Source organism: Streptomyces sp. C1-1, from assembly GCF_050214755.1.
GTDB lineage: Bacteria > Actinomycetota > Actinomycetes > Streptomycetales > Streptomycetaceae > Streptomyces.
On sequence record NZ_CP189826.1, the window covers coordinates 4,687,966 to 4,701,528 of the forward strand.

Here is a 13,563-nt window from a genome sequence, read left to right on the forward strand (position 1 = left end):
GTCCCACCGGCTGCCCGGGCCCCGGGAGGGGTCCGGATCCCCACGAAAGGGATGAGATTCAGCCTTGCCGAATCACCAGTCTGCCACCCTGGCGCTGGGCGACGACTTTGCCGGGCAGGTTGATGGCCCCCTGGCCTCGCCAGCCGGTGATCAGCCGGTCGACTTCCTCGATGTGGCGGGCGAACAGGGAACCCGCGGGAGCGCCGGCCTCGATGGCGGCCTGGCGCAGGATGCGGCGGCGCACGGCGGGCGGCAGGGCATAGAGCTTGGCGCACTCCAGCAGACCGGCGGCGTCCCGTACGGAGGCCTCGGCCTGGCGCGCCCAGGTGTCGAGGGCGTCGGCGTCGTCGCGGGAGAGCTGGGCCGTCCGGGCGAGAGCCTCGACGACGCCCTTGCCGAGCGCCTTCTCCAGGGCGGGCAGGCCCTCGTGGCGCAGCCGGGAGCGGGTGTAGGCGGGGTCGGCGTTGTGGGGGTCGTCCCAGACGGGCAGGGACTGGACCATGCAGGCCTTGCGGGCGGTCTGCCGGTCGAGCTGGAGGAAGGGGCGGCGGTAACGGCCGCCGGCCCCCGAGACCGCGGCCATTCCCGACAGGGAGCGGATGCCGGAGCCGCGGGCGAGGCCGAGCAGGACGGTCTCGGCCTGGTCGTCGCGGGTGTGGCCGAGCAGGATCGCGTCGGCGCCGTGGCGGGCGGCGGCGGCGTCGAGGGCGGCGTAGCGGGCATCGCGGGCGGCTGCTTCCGGGCCGCCTTCGCGGCCGACGGTCACGGCGACGGAGTCGACCGGGTCCAGGCCCAACTCGCGCAGGCGCAGGGCGACTTCCTCGGCGCGCAGGTCGGAGCCGGACTGCAGGCCGTGGTCGACGGTGACGCCGCCGGCGCGGATGCCGAGTTTGGGGGCCTCGAAGGCGAGGGCGGAGGCGAGGGCCATCGAGTCGGCGCCGCCGGAGCAGGCCACGAGCACGAGCGGCGCGCACGGGCGCTCGTACGGGCGCTGCTCGGAGACCGCGGTCCGCCCGGAGAGCACGGGAGGCCCGGAGACCGCGGAAGACCCGAAGACCGCGGACGGCTCGGAGCTCAGGTCGTTGAGGATGTCGTGTAGGACGCGGCGGACCGCCAGGCGTATCGCCGCGACCGCAGGATGGGGACCCATGTCCGGTTCCCTTCATGAAGTTTTCGGGGGGTGAGCCCGAGGCCGGTCACTCAGAGTGTGTTGATGGTGACAGAACCGGGGCGTTCCCCGAGCATCGCACGCCTACCCATGGCTCACGGTCCCTCGGACGGGTGATTGGAGGGGCGTTCGCCTGCCGTCGGCCGGATTCGTTTCACGACCCTTCCGTGACGCTCACGACTCGGTCTTGCGGTGCACCCGCGCGACCCAGTCCGCCGGTTTGGCGATCTCCGCCTTCGTGGGGAGGGTGTTGGGGGAGGTCCACACGCGGTTGAAGCCGTCCATGCCGACCTCCTCGACGACGGCCCGTACGAACCGCTCGCCGTCCCGGTACTGCCGGAGCTTGGCGTCCAGGCCCAGCAGCTTGCGCAGGGCCATGTCCAGCCGCGAGGCGCCCTTGGCGCGGCGCTGCTGGAACTTCTCGCGGATCTCGGAGACGGTCGGCACGACGTCCGGGCCCACGCCGTCCATCACGAAGTCGGCGTGGCCCTCCAGCAGGGACATCACGGCGGTGAGCCGCCCGAGGATCTCCCGCTGGGCGGGGGTCTGCACGATCTCCACGAAGGACCGGCCGCCGTCGTCCTCCTCACCCTCCGGGCGTCCCCCGGCGAGCGACTGGGCGGCCTCCCGGACGCGCTCCAGGACGGTCATCGGGTCGACGTCCGTCTCCCCGAGAAAAGACTGGATCTCGCCCTCGAGGTGGTCGCGCAGCCAGGGCACCGCGGTGAACTGCGTGCGGTGCGTCTCCTCGTGCAGACAGACCCACATGCGGAAGTCGTGGGGCTGGACGTCGAGTTCGCGCTCCACGTGCACGATGTTGGGCGCCACCAGGAGCAGTCGGCCGCCGCCGTTCTCGCCGGCCGGGAGGTCGCGGGTGGACGGGGCGAAGGTCTCGTACTGGCCGAGGACGCGGGAGGCCAGGAAGGACAGCAGCATGCCCAGTTCGACGCCGGTGACCTTGCCGCCGACCGCGCCGAGGACCGCGCCGCCCGGCGTGTTGCTGCGCCGCTCCTGCATCTTGTCCAGCAGCGGCTTGAGGATCTCCCGGAAGCCGGCGACGTTCGCCCGGACCCAGCCGGGGCGGTCGACGACGAGGACCGGGGTGTCGTGCGTCCCCTCCGTCCCCAGACGAGTGAAGCCCCGCACGTGTTCCTCCGAGGCCTTGGCATGCTTGCGCAGTTCCGCGACGACCGCTCGGGCCTCGTCACGGCTCACGTCGGGGCCCGGCCGCACGAGCCGGGTCGCGGTCGCGACCGCGAGATTCCAGTCGACCATCTCGGCACCACCGATGCTCGTCATGCGTCAACCGTACGTGAGCGTTCCCACTTGGGGCAGGGCGTGGAGGTCGGCCGGGTGAGGGCGTGCTCCTGGGCCGACCGGTGTGGCGCCTGGGGTGCGCGGGCCCACGCGGTCAGCGGCAGCCGCACGCCGCCAGCGCCGTGGCGGTTCGGTCCAGTGCCGACTGCGCCGCCGTCGGACTGGTGGTGTCCGACGCCAGGAACGCGAACGCCAGCAGGCGTCCGTCCTGGTCGACGACCGTTCCCGCCAGGGTGTTCACGCCCGTCAGCGTCCCCGTCTTGGCCCGCACGACGCCTGCCGCGCCATCCGTGTAGCGGCTGGTCAGGGTGCCGGTGAAGCCGGCCACCGGGAGGCCGGTGAGGATCGGGCGGAGTTCGGGGTGGGCGGGGGCGCCCGCCTTCACCAGCAGGGCCGTCAGGAGGTCCGCGGTGAGCCGGTCGTCACGGTTCAGGCCGCTGCCGTCGTGGAACTGGGCGCCGCGCGACGGCAGTCGGAGCTTCTTCAGTTCGGCGGCGATCGCGTCGGCGCCGCCGTCGAAGCTCGCCCGGCCGCCCGTCGCCACCGCCGTCTGGCGGGCCAGGGCCTCGGCGATGTCGTTGTCGGAGTTGGTCAGCATCCGTTCGACGAGCGCCGAGAGCGGGGGTGAGGAGACGGCGGCCAGCGACTGCGCGCGCGTGGTCGCCTTGGACGGTCCCGGAGGTGTCGTCCTGATGCCCCGCGCGGCCAGGAAGCCGGCGAACTTCGCCGCCGCGTCCGCCGCCGGGTCCGTCACGCGCGGGGCCGGGCCACTGGCGGAGTCGTCCGTGCGGCCCTCGTCGGCCATGAGGGCGCTGACGGGCGCGAGGTTGTCGTTGACGCCGATGGGGTGCAGTTCGGGGCCGGCGTAGAGGGTGGTGTCGTAGGAGAGCGTCACCTCGGACAGGCCGCGCTTCTTCAGGGCCTTCGCGGTGGCGACGGCAAGATCGCGCAGGCTCGCCCAGCCCTGCGCGTCCTTGTGGGCCGTCAGGGTCGGGTCGCCGCCGCCGATCAGGACGAGTTCCCCGGTGTCGGGCTCCAGGGCCGTGCGGGTGGTCAGGCGGTGGTCCCCGCCCATCGCCGACAGGGCCGCGACGGCCGTGGCGATCTTCGTCGTGGAGGCGGGGGTGAGGGCGTCGTCGGCCCCGGTGCCGTAGAGGCGCTTGCCGGTGGCGACGTCGACGACGGCGGCGGTGCGGTGGGCGCCGAGCGCCGGGTCCCCGAGGAGGGGCCGCAGGACGTCGGCGAGGGCCGGCCCGGCCGGAGCCGACTTCACGGTGTTCGTGGAGCCTCCGAGGCCCACCAGGACCGACGCCGCGCTCGGGGCGGGACGGGGCGCCCCCGCCGTCGTATCGGACGATCCGGATGTATCGGAATTACGGCCGTGATCTGCGCCACCCGTGCGTTCCAGGGCGACCGCGCGGTCGCGCTCGGCCGTACGCTGACCGTTGGCGTCCCAGGGGCCGGCGGCGGTCACCACCCCACTGGCCAGCACCAGCCCGAGGGTCGTCGCGCCGGCTGTGTACTGCCAGGTCTTGACCGACCGCGGACGCGGAGCCCGCAGCGCCGCGAGTCGTGGTCCCACGGCCCGTCGCGCTCGCGCGAGCCGCGGCTTCGCGACGGCCACGGCTCGTTCCAGACGTGGCCGTGCGGCGTTCGCGGCTCGTTCGAGCTGGGGGCGTACGGTCCCGGCGGCCCGTGCCAGAAGCGGCCGTACGGCGTTCGCGGCCCGCGCCACGTGCGGTCTCGCGGCCCGCCAAGGCCTCAGTTCAGGCACGACCACCAGCCCCTTTCGCGATCACACACCTGCGTGAGGGACACTTAACCACCAGAACTATGTGTTGATCATGGAGGAGCCACCGGTGGAGTTCGACGTCACGATCGAGATTCCGAAGGGTTCGCGGAACAAGTACGAGGTGGACCACGAGACCGGTCGGATCCGCCTGGACCGTCGACTCTTCACCTCGACCGCCTACCCGACCGACTACGGCTTCGTCGAGAACACCCTCGGCGAGGACGGCGACCCGCTGGACGCGCTCGTCATCCTGGACGAGCCGACGTTCCCGGGCTGTCTGATCCGCTGCCGCGCGATCGGCATGTTCCGGATGACGGACGAGGCCGGCGGCGACGACAAGCTGCTGTGCGTCCCCTCGACGGACCCGCGCGTGGAGCACCTGCGTGACATTCACCACGTGTCGGAGTTCGACCGTCTGGAGATCCAGCACTTCTTCGAGGTCTACAAGGACCTGGAGCCCGGCAAGTCCGTCGAGGGCGCCAACTGGGTGGGCCGCACCGACGCCGAGATCGAGATCGAGCGCTCCTACAAGCGGTTCAAGGAGCAGGGCGGTCACTGAACCCCCGGCAGTGTTCCCGGGCCGCACGCGTACGCGTGCGGCCCGTTTGTCATTCTGTGCGCATACTGGCCATTGCCGTACGCGTCGTACAGGGAGCGTTACTCACGTGACGGAGGCGGAGGACCGCAAGCCGCAGACGGACGAGGCCAGGGGCACGTTCGACCCCGAGATCACATCCGAGTTCGCGATTCCCGCGGGACTCGTCGCCCCCGGAGTCGCCGTCGAACCGGAGACCACCTCCGAGTTCGCCGTCCCGGACGGGCTGGAGGTCCCACAGCCGCAGGGTGTGGACTCCGAGGGGTCGGCGTTCAGCATGCCGAGCACCTACAGCTCCAAGCAGGCGCCCGTCGCCTTCACCCCGGCGACCGGCGTGCCGGTCGTCAGCCTGACCAAGGACGTGCCCTGGCAGGACCGGATGCGCACCATGCTGCGCATGCCGGTGGCCGAGCGGCCCGCGCCGGAGCCGCCGCCCAAGGCGGAGGACGGCGGTCCGGCCGTCCCGCGGGTGCTCGACCTGACGCTGCGCATCGGCGAGCTGCTGCTGGCCGGCGGCGAGGGCGCGGAGGACGTCGAGGCCGCGATGTTCGCGGTCTGCCGGTCCTACGGGCTGGACCGCTGCGAGCCGAACGTCACCTTCACGCTGCTGTCGATCTCCTACCAGCCGTCCCTGGTCGACGACCCGGTGACCGCGTCGCGGACCGTGCGGCGCCGGGCGACGGACTACACCCGCCTGGCGGCCGTCTACCGGCTGGTGGACGACCTGAGCGACGTGGAGACCCACATCTCCCTGGAGGAGGCCTACCGCAGGCTGGCGGAGATCCGCCGCAACCGGCACCCGTACCCCACCTGGGTGCTGACCGGCGCGAGCGGGCTGCTCGCCGGGGCCGCCTCCGTGCTGGTCGGCGGTGACGTGGTGGTGTTCCTCGCGGCCATGCTCGGCGCGATGCTCGGCGACCGGCTCGCGTGGCTGTGCGCGGGGCGCGGGCTGCCGGAGTTCTACCAGTTCACCGTCGCCGCGATGCCGCCGGCCGCGATAGGGGTCGCGCTGACCGTCGCCCATGTGGACGTGAAGGCGTCCGCGGTCATCACCGGTGGGCTGTTCGCGCTGCTGCCGGGGCGGGCCCTGGTGGCGGGCGTGCAGGACGGGCTGACCGGGTTCTACATCACCGCGTCGGCGCGCCTGCTGGAGGTCGTCTACCTGTTCGTCGGCATCGTCACGGGCGTGCTGGTCGTCCTGTACTTCGGAGTGAACCTGGGGGCCAAGCTCAACCCCGACGCTGGCCTGCGGATCGCCGAGCGGCCGCTGTGGCAGATCGCCGCGTCGATGCTGCTGTCGCTGACGTTCGCGGTGCTCTTGCAGCAGGAGCGCTCGACGGTGGCGTGGGTGACGCTGAACGGCGGCGTGGCGTGGTGCGTGTACGGCGCGCTGCACTATCCCGGCGGGCTGTCGCCGGTCGCCTCCACGGCGGTGGCGGCGGGGCTCGTCGGGCTGTTCGGGCAGCTGCTGTCGCGCTACCGGTTCGCGTCCGCCCTGCCGTACACGACGGCGGCGATCGGGCCGCTGCTGCCGGGTTCCTCGACGTACTTCGGGCTGTTGTCGATCGCGCAGAACGACGTCGACAAGGGGCTGGTGTCGTTGGCCACGGCGGCCTCGCTCGCCATGGCCATCGCCATCGGGGTCAACCTCGGATCGGAGATCTCCCGGCTGTTCCTGCGGATCGGCTCCGCGGAGAAGCGGCGGGCCGCGAAGCGGACGCGGGGTTTCTGAGCCTTCCGCCGCGCCGGCTCAGTAGCCCTGGTTCTGGTTGTCGTACGGGTACTGCCCGCCGCCGTACTGCTGCTGCGGGTACTGCTGCTGCGGGTACCCCTGTTGGGGGTACTGCTGCTGCGAGTACTCCTGTTGGGGGTACTGGGGCTGCGCGTAGTGCTGGTCGGGGTCGTACGGCTGCTGGTACTGCTGCTGCTGGTGCTGCTGCTGGTGCTGGTGCTGGTGCTGCTGGGAGTGGTCCTGGTCCGCCGACGGGATGCGGCGCAGCTGGGTCGTCGCGTCGTCCATGACCACCGGGAAGGGCTGCGTCTGCTCCTGGACGGGTTCGGACGCCTCGGGCCCGGCCTTCCGGTTCTTGGAGCGGGCCCGCAGGAACTCGATGATGATCGGGACCACCGAGACGAGGACGATCAGGATCAGGATCGCCTCGATGTTGTTGTTGACGAAGTCGATCTTGCCGAGCCAGGAGCCGAGCAGGGTGACGCCGGCGCCCCACAGCACGCCGCCGATGACGTTGAAGGTCAGGAACGAGCGGTACTTCATGCCGCTGACGCCGGCGATGATCGGCGTGAACGTGCGCACGATGGGCACGAAGCGGGCCAGGACCAGGGACTTGGGGCCGTACTTCTCGAAGAACTCGTGCGCCTTGACCACGTTCTCCTGCTTGAACAGGCGGGAGTCGGGGCGGTTGAACAGGGACGGGCCGACCTTCTTGCCGAACATGTAGCCCGCCTGGTCGCCGAGGATCGCGGCGAGGCAGATCAGCGCGATCGCTCCCCACAGGGGGAAGTTCAGCTGGTTCGAGGTGATCAGCAGACCGCAGGTGAACAGGAGCGAGTCGCCGGGCAGGAAGAAACCGATGAGCAGGCCGGACTCGGCGAAGACGATAAGGAGCAGCCCCCAGATGCCGAACGTGTCGAGGAGGTAGTTCGGATCCAGCCAGCTCGGGCCGAGGGCAAGCGTCGTCACGGTTCCGGGCTCCTGAGGGGGTGGGGGAAGGTACGGCGTCCTTCTGCGGGCGCTCAAAGCTATCAACGTTATGTGTCCGCCCCAGGTTCCACCGGTGTCTCCAGGATGCACTGTGCGCCGAGTGGGAGAAAGCTGTGAGGTCATGGGAATCGATGAATACGGCGGCGGGCAGGAGCCCCGCCCGGACGTACTGGTAGTCACGACGAACGACGTACCCGGCCACCGGGTCATGGAGGTGCTCGGCGAGGTCTTCGGGCTGACGGTCCGGTCCCGGCACGTGGGCAGCCAGATCGGGGCGGGACTGAAGTCGATGGTCGGCGGGGAGCTGCGGGGGCTGACCAAGACGCTCGTGGAGACCCGGAACCAGGCCATGGAACGGCTGGTGGAGCAGGCACGCGCGCGTGGTGCGAACGCGGTGCTGATGTTCCGCTTCGACGTCACCGAGGCGGCGGGCGTGGGGACGGAGGTGTGCGCGTACGGGACGGCCGTCGTCCTGGCCCGGGAGTGATCCCCCGGGCCACGACGACTCTCACGCCTCGTGGCGGGCGGCGTTCGCCGTGATCGCGTCCCTGAGGTGCTCGGCGAGGCCGGGGTGCATGGCGTCGTAGTACGCCTTGAAACGCTCGTCGGAGACGTACATCTCCGCGAAGCACCGGTGCATGTCGTACGAGACGTCGAAGAACCAGCGGCTGACGTGCTGCCGGTGCTCCTCGGCCAGGTCCATCGCCGCCTCGCCGGCGGCGGGGGCGCCGGCGGCGACCAGGGCCGCGTACCGCTCGCTCCAGTCGTCGACCTCGGCCTGCAGGCGTTTCCAGTCCTCCTTGCCGTAGGACGCGGCCCGGCGCTGCGACTCCGCGTACGCCTCGGTGCCGCCCCAGCGTGCCTCGGCCTCCTCCGCGTACTGGTCGGGGTCCTTGTCGCCGAAGACCTCGAAGCGTTCCTCGGGGGTGAGGTTGATGCCCATCTTGCGTGCCTCCATGGCGTGCTCCACGGCCTCGGCCATCTTCTGCAGCTTCTCGATCCGGGCGGTCAGCAGCTCGTGCTGGCGGCGCAGGTGCGCGCGCGGGTCCGTGTCCGGGTCGTCGAGCAGGGCCGCGACCTCGTCGAGCGGGAAGCCGAGCTCCCGGTAGAACAGGATCTGCTGCAGCCGGTCGAGGTCGGCCTCGCTGTAGCGCCGGTGGCCCGCGTGGCTGCGCCCGCTCGGGACGAGCAGCCCGATGGCGTCGTAGTGGTGCAGCGTGCGCACCGTGACACCGGCGAAGCCCGCGACCTCGCCGACCGGATAGCCGTCCCGTCCTGACCAGTGGCTCACTTCGTCCGCTCCCTTCTGGGTACGCGCTCCACGGTGGCTCCTCACGTCGCGTGAGGTGCAAGCCCGATTCTCCCGGGGATGTTCGGGTGCGACTGCCCGATCAGGGTGGGTGTGGGAACTCCGTTCCGACGGCACTCGTTGATCGACTGACGCGAGGAGACACGCCCATGCCGCTCCACAAAGGTTCCGACCAGCCCGACGAGCGCGCGCTGTCCGTCAACCCCTTCTTCGGGGAGGCGAATCCGGTCGGCGGAATGGCCGAGGCCCCGCCCCGGCACCGGCTGCCGGAGGCGCCCATGGCCCCGACGGCCGCCTACCAGCTGGTGCACGACGAGCTGATGCTGGACGGCAACTCCCGGCTGAACCTGGCCACTTTCGTCACCACCTGGATGGAGCCGCAGGCCGGCGTCCTGATGGCGGAGTGCCGGGACAAGAACATGATCGACAAGGACGAGTACCCGCGCACGGCCGAACTGGAGCGGCGCTGCGTGGCGATGCTGGCCGACCTGTGGAACGCGCCGGACCCGTCGGCCGCCGTGGGCTGTTCGACGACCGGTTCGAGCGAGGCGTGCATGCTCGCCGGCATGGCGCTCAAGCGCCGCTGGAGCCGGCGGAATCCGGCGCCGGGCGCCCGGCCCAACCTGGTCATGGGCGTCAACGTCCAGGTCTGCTGGGAGAAGTTCTGCAACTTCTGGGAGGTGGAGGCCCGCCAGGTCCCCATGGAGGGCGACCGGTTCCACCTCGACCCGCAGGCCGCGGCCGAGCTGTGCGACGAGAACACCATCGGCGTCGTCGGCATCCTCGGTTCCACCTTCGACGGCTCCTACGAGCCCGTCGCCGACCTCTGCGCGGCCCTGGACGCCCTGCAGGAGCGCACGGGCCTGGACATTCCGGTGCACGTCGACGCCGCGTCCGGCGGCATGATCGCCCCCTTCCTCGACGAGGACCTGGTGTGGGACTTCCGCCTCCCGCGCGTGGCGTCCATCAACACCTCGGGGCACAAGTACGGGCTGGTCTACCCGGGCGTCGGCTGGGCTCTGTGGCGCGACAAGGAGGCGCTGCCCGAGGAGCTCGTCTTCCGGGTCAACTACCTGGGCGGCGACATGCCGACCTTCGCCCTGAACTTCTCCCGGCCCGGCGCCCAGGTGGTCGCCCAGTACTACACGTTCCTGCGCCTCGGGCGGGAGGGCTACCGCGCCGTGCAGCAGACGACGCGCGACGTGGCCCGGTCCATCGCCGAGCGGGTGGCGGCGCTCGGCGACTTCCGGCTGCTGACCCGGGGCGACGAGCTGCCGGTCCTCGCCTTCACGACGGCGCCCGGAGTGGAGGCGTACGACGTCTTCGACGTCTCCCGGCGGCTGCGCGAGAGCGGCTGGCTGGTGCCCGCGTACACCTTCCCGCCCCACCGCGAGGATCTGTCGGTGCTGCGGATCGTGTGCCGCAACGGCTTCTCGGCGGACCTGGCCGACCTGTTCGTGGAGGACCTCACCCGCCTGCTGCCGGAACTGCGCAGGCAGCCGCACCCGTTCACCCGCGACAAGGAGGCGGCCACCGGCTTCCACCACTAGCGGTCCGAGCGCCCTCTCTGCGTTCCGGGCGCCCTCTCAGCGGTCCATGCGCGTGAAGCGGCGTACAGCCGCCGGGAAGAACACCGCCAGGAGTGCCAACGGCCATACGACCGCCGCCCACACGTGTCCCGGCTCGCCGCCGGGGCCGCCCAGTAGGTCGCGTATGGCCGTCGCGGTCTGGGACATGGGGTTGAACTCGACGACCGTGCCCAGCCAGCCGGGCATGGAGTCGGGGGCGGCGAGGGCGTTGGACAGGAAGCCGACCGGCCAGACCAGGATCTGCACGGCCTGCACCATCTCCGGCCTCCCGGCGATCATCGCCAGGTGGATGCCGATCCACAGCATGGCGAAGCGGAGCAGCAGCAACAGGCCCATCGCGCCCAGGAACCCGGCCGCGGACGCGTGGGGCCGCCAGCCGAGGGCGAGTCCGACGCCGATCAGGATCGCCAGCCCCAGCGCCGACTGGAGCATGTCGGCCGCCGAACGGCCCACCAGGACCGCGCCGTTGGCCATGGGCAGCGAGCGGAAGCGGTCGATCACGCCCTTCTCGAGGTCCTGGGTGACGGCGAGCATCGTGCCCTCCAGGCCGAAGGCCATGGTGAGCGCGAGCATGCCGGGGACCAGGTAGTCGCGGTAGTGGCCGCTCACCCCGCGGCCGCCGCCGATCAGGTAGGCGAACATCAGCAGCAGCATCACCGGGAAGACCAGCCCCACGGCCAGCCGACCGGGCCTGCGGGCCCAGTGGGCGAGTTCGCGGCGGGTCATGGTCCAGGAATCGGTCAGGGCGTACGCGCTCACGCCGCCTCCTTCGCCCGGTGGCCGCCGGTGAGGTGCAGGAACACCTCGTCCAGCGTGGGGCGCCGCAGCGCCACGTCCTCGGCCTCGACGCCGGCCTCCTCCAGCGCGCGTACGACACCGGAGAGCGCCGCCATGCGGTCGGCGACCGGAGCGCTGAGCATGCGGCGGTCGGGGTCGACCGAGACGTCGGCCGCGGGCAGGGGCAACAGGGCGACCGCGGCACCGAGCAGACCGGCGTCGCGCACCACGACGTCGATGCGGTCACCGCCGGTCAGCGCCTTCAGCTCGTCCGCCGTGCCGTCGGCGATCACCCGGCCGGCGTCGACGACGGAGATGCGGTCGGCGAGCTGGTCGGCCTCCTCCAGGTACTGGGTGGTCAGCAGGACCGTCGTACCGCCGCCGACCAGGGAGCGGACCGACTGCCACACCTCGGCGCGGCCGCGCGGGTCGAGTCCCGTGGTCGGCTCGTCCAGGAACAGCACCTCCGGGTCGCGGATCAGGGAGGCGGCCAGGTCGAGGCGGCGGCGCATGCCGCCGCTGTAGGCGCGCACCGGTTTGCGGCCGGTGCCGGCCAGGCCGAACCGCTCCAGCAGTTCGTCGGCCCGCACGCGCGCGTGGTGTGCGCCCAGGTGGTGGAGGCGGCCGAACATCTCCAGGTTCTGCCGGCCGCCCAGCTCCTCGTCGAGGGCCGCGTGCTGGCCCAGCAGGCCGATGCGCGGGCGCACCGCGCGGGGCTCGGTCACGACGTCATGGCCGGCCACCTCGATCCGGCCCGCGTCGGGCCGCAGCAGGGTGGACAGGATGCGGACCAGGGTGGTCTTGCCCGCGCCGTTGGGACCCAGGACCGCGTGCACCGTGCCCCGGGCGACCGTGAGGTCGAGCCCGTCCAGTGCGGGTCCGCCGCCTTTTCCGCCGTACCTCTTGCGTGCTTCGTCGACGGTGATCGCCGCGTCGGCCACTGTCACTCCCTCACCCTCATCACGCTAATCAAACTTGACTACTGATTCGAAGCTAACGCCGGAATGCCGATTGGTCAAACTTGATCAGTGGTGGATTTGATCAGCGGTCGCCCTGATCAGCGGTCGTCCTCCGGATGCCGCTCCCCCGTCGCGTACGGGTTCTCCTGCCCGTCCACGAGGACGCCGACGAACGGCTCGCCCTCCCCGGCGAAGGTGTAGGCGCCGTCCTCGATCCGGCCGATCAGCCCCTGGGTCCACTCGGCCTCGCCGTCGGCCGTGTGGACCCAGAGGTTCATGATCTCGCCGATGTGGCCGAGCTGTTCGGGGCCGTCCTCGGGGACGTAGTGCTCGGTGACGGCCGTACGCCACTCCTCGATGCGCCGGACGCGCTCCTTCAGCAGGGACACCACTTCGGCACGCGGCAGGTCGACCATGAAGCCGATGGCCGCCGACTTCACGTCCATCTTCTGGTCGTAGGCCGTCAGCGCCTCGCGCAGCAGCCTGAGGAACTCCTCCGTGCCCCGGTCGGTGATCTCGTACTCCGTGCGCGGCGGGCCGCCGGCCGTGGAGGGCGCGATCTCGTGCGCGTGCAGAAGCCCCTGCTTCGCCATCTGCTTCAGCGCGTGGTAGATCGAGCCGGGCTTGGCGTTGGACCACTCGTGCGCGCCCCAGTACTCCAGGTCGTTGCGCACCTGGTAGCCGTGGGCCCGCCCGTGCTGGCGGACCGCGCCGAGCACGAGAAGACGGATCGCTGACATGGGGCCAGCGTAGGACCCCGGTAGGTCACCCCCAGCTCTCACCCCGCTCCAGGGCGACCAGCTCGAACGCCGTCTTGCCGTCCAGCGACTCGCGGATGATGTCGGCGTGGCCCGCGTGCCGGGCGATCTCGCGGATGAGGTGCAGACAGACCCAGCGCACGGAGACACGGGCGTCCGGCGGGAACCACGGGTCGTTCGGGAGCGGGAAGGTGTCGTCCAGGCTGGGCACGGAGCGGACGTAGGCCTCGGTCTCGGCGGCGACCTTCTCCCAGTACGCGAGCTGGGACTCGACGCTCTCGCCGTCCACCAGCTGGAAGGTCTCGTGCCAGTTGGACTGGTCCCGCTGGATCGCCGGCGGCTCCTGCTTGGCGCGCGCGATCCAGCCCTGCTCGACCTCGGCGACGTGCTTGAGCAGACCGGACAGCGACAGCTCGCTCGCGCTGGGGCGGGACGCCGCCTGCTCCTCCGTCAGCCCGAGCAGCGCCCTGCGGATGCCGCCGCGCTGCTCCTCGATGAACGCGAGCAGCGCTCCCCGCTCGTCGCCCTTCGCCTCCGCGGGAACGTGAGTGACCATGAGGGCCGCCTTTCGCCGGTG

13 protein-coding genes are annotated in these 13,563 nt (G+C 71.4%); 4 read left to right on the top strand and 9 right to left on the bottom strand.

The window, feature by feature from the left end:
• Positions 1-58: 58 nt before the first annotated feature.
• The 3 genes from tilS to dacB all read right to left on the bottom strand — a co-directional run bounded on the left by tilS (position 59) and on the right by dacB (position 4,265).
• Positions 59-1,150: a tRNA lysidine(34) synthetase TilS gene (gene tilS / locus ACQF4J_RS21445; RefSeq protein ID WP_351574006.1), complete on the bottom strand. Its 1,092-nt coding sequence runs from the start codon at positions 1,148-1,150 to the stop codon at positions 59-61.
• A 192-nt stretch (positions 1,151-1,342) separates the two neighbouring features.
• Positions 1,343-2,467, bottom strand: coding sequence for a zinc-dependent metalloprotease (locus ACQF4J_RS21450; protein WP_351574003.1), 1,125 nt, complete (start codon positions 2,465-2,467; stop codon positions 1,343-1,345).
• Positions 2,468-2,579: 112 nt separating this feature from the next.
• Entirely contained in the window at positions 2,580-4,265 is a 1,686-nt protein-coding gene (dacB, locus tag ACQF4J_RS21455) for a D-alanyl-D-alanine carboxypeptidase/D-alanyl-D-alanine endopeptidase (protein WP_351574000.1), read from the bottom strand.
• A 79-nt stretch (positions 4,266-4,344) separates the two neighbouring features.
• Between dacB and ACQF4J_RS21460 the strand changes: the two genes are divergently transcribed.
• Positions 4,345-4,836: an inorganic diphosphatase gene (locus ACQF4J_RS21460; RefSeq protein ID WP_064731883.1), complete on the top strand. Its 492-nt coding sequence runs from the start codon at positions 4,345-4,347 to the stop codon at positions 4,834-4,836.
• Between the two features lie 106 nt (positions 4,837-4,942).
• Positions 4,943-6,604, top strand: coding sequence for a threonine/serine ThrE exporter family protein (locus ACQF4J_RS21465; protein ID WP_351573996.1), 1,662 nt, complete (start codon positions 4,943-4,945; stop codon positions 6,602-6,604).
• 18 nt (positions 6,605-6,622) lie between these two features.
• Here the strand turns inward: ACQF4J_RS21465 and ACQF4J_RS21470 are convergent, their stop codons facing one another.
• Positions 6,623-7,573, bottom strand: coding sequence for a DedA family protein (locus tag ACQF4J_RS21470; protein ID WP_427166521.1), 951 nt, complete (start codon positions 7,571-7,573; stop codon positions 6,623-6,625).
• A 142-nt stretch (positions 7,574-7,715) separates the two neighbouring features.
• Here ACQF4J_RS21470 and ACQF4J_RS21475 point away from each other — a divergent pair, with 142 nt between their 5' ends.
• On the top strand, positions 7,716-8,081 hold the full coding sequence (locus ACQF4J_RS21475; RefSeq protein WP_351573990.1) for a YbjQ family protein: 366 nt from the start codon (positions 7,716-7,718) through the stop codon (positions 8,079-8,081).
• Between the two features lie 21 nt (positions 8,082-8,102).
• Here the strand turns inward: ACQF4J_RS21475 and ACQF4J_RS21480 are convergent, their stop codons facing one another.
• On the bottom strand, positions 8,103-8,885 hold the full coding sequence (locus ACQF4J_RS21480; RefSeq protein ID WP_427166523.1) for a MerR family transcriptional regulator: 783 nt from the start codon (positions 8,883-8,885) through the stop codon (positions 8,103-8,105).
• A gap of 167 nt (positions 8,886-9,052) precedes the next feature.
• Here ACQF4J_RS21480 and ACQF4J_RS21485 point away from each other — a divergent pair, with 167 nt between their 5' ends.
• Complete coding sequence (locus ACQF4J_RS21485; RefSeq protein ID WP_351573984.1) at positions 9,053-10,453, top strand: glutamate decarboxylase; 1,401 nt, start codon at positions 9,053-9,055, stop codon at positions 10,451-10,453.
• 36 nt (positions 10,454-10,489) lie between these two features.
• Here the strand turns inward: ACQF4J_RS21485 and ACQF4J_RS21490 are convergent, their stop codons facing one another.
• The 4 genes from ACQF4J_RS21490 to ACQF4J_RS21505 form a co-directional block, all read right to left on the bottom strand.
• Positions 10,490-11,251 (bottom strand): ABC transporter permease, encoded by a 762-nt coding sequence (locus ACQF4J_RS21490; protein ID WP_427166525.1) that lies wholly within the window; start codon positions 11,249-11,251, stop codon positions 10,490-10,492.
• Positions 11,248-12,210, bottom strand: a complete 963-nt coding sequence (locus ACQF4J_RS21495; protein WP_351574188.1) for an ATP-binding cassette domain-containing protein — start codon at positions 12,208-12,210, stop codon at positions 11,248-11,250. The genes ACQF4J_RS21490 and ACQF4J_RS21495 overlap by 4 nt, the downstream gene beginning before the upstream one ends.
• A 116-nt stretch (positions 12,211-12,326) precedes the next feature.
• Complete coding sequence (locus ACQF4J_RS21500; protein ID WP_351573978.1) at positions 12,327-12,968, bottom strand: PadR family transcriptional regulator; 642 nt, start codon at positions 12,966-12,968, stop codon at positions 12,327-12,329.
• 25 nt (positions 12,969-12,993) lie between these two features.
• On the bottom strand, positions 12,994-13,542 hold the full coding sequence (locus ACQF4J_RS21505) for a DinB family protein (protein WP_351573975.1): 549 nt from the start codon (positions 13,540-13,542) through the stop codon (positions 12,994-12,996).
• Positions 13,543-13,563 lie beyond the last annotated feature (21 nt).

Bases quoted from the DNA above. Each gene is read 5' to 3' on its own strand.
- tilS (WP_351574006.1), bottom strand. From the start codon at position 1,150: ATGGGTCCCCATCCTGCGGTCGCGGCGATACGCCTGGCGGTCCGCCGC.
- ACQF4J_RS21450 (WP_351574003.1), bottom strand. From the start codon at position 2,467: ATGACGAGCATCGGTGGTGCCGAGATGGTCGACTGGAATCTCGCGGTC.
- ACQF4J_RS21475 (WP_351573990.1), top strand. From the start codon at position 7,716: ATGGGAATCGATGAATACGGCGGCGGGCAGGAGCCCCGCCCGGACGTA.
- ACQF4J_RS21485 (WP_351573984.1), top strand. From the start codon at position 9,053: ATGCCGCTCCACAAAGGTTCCGACCAGCCCGACGAGCGCGCGCTGTCC.
- ACQF4J_RS21500 (WP_351573978.1), bottom strand. From the start codon at position 12,968: ATGTCAGCGATCCGTCTTCTCGTGCTCGGCGCGGTCCGCCAGCACGGG.
- ACQF4J_RS21505 (WP_351573975.1), bottom strand. From the start codon at position 13,542: ATGGTCACTCACGTTCCCGCGGAGGCGAAGGGCGACGAGCGGGGAGCG.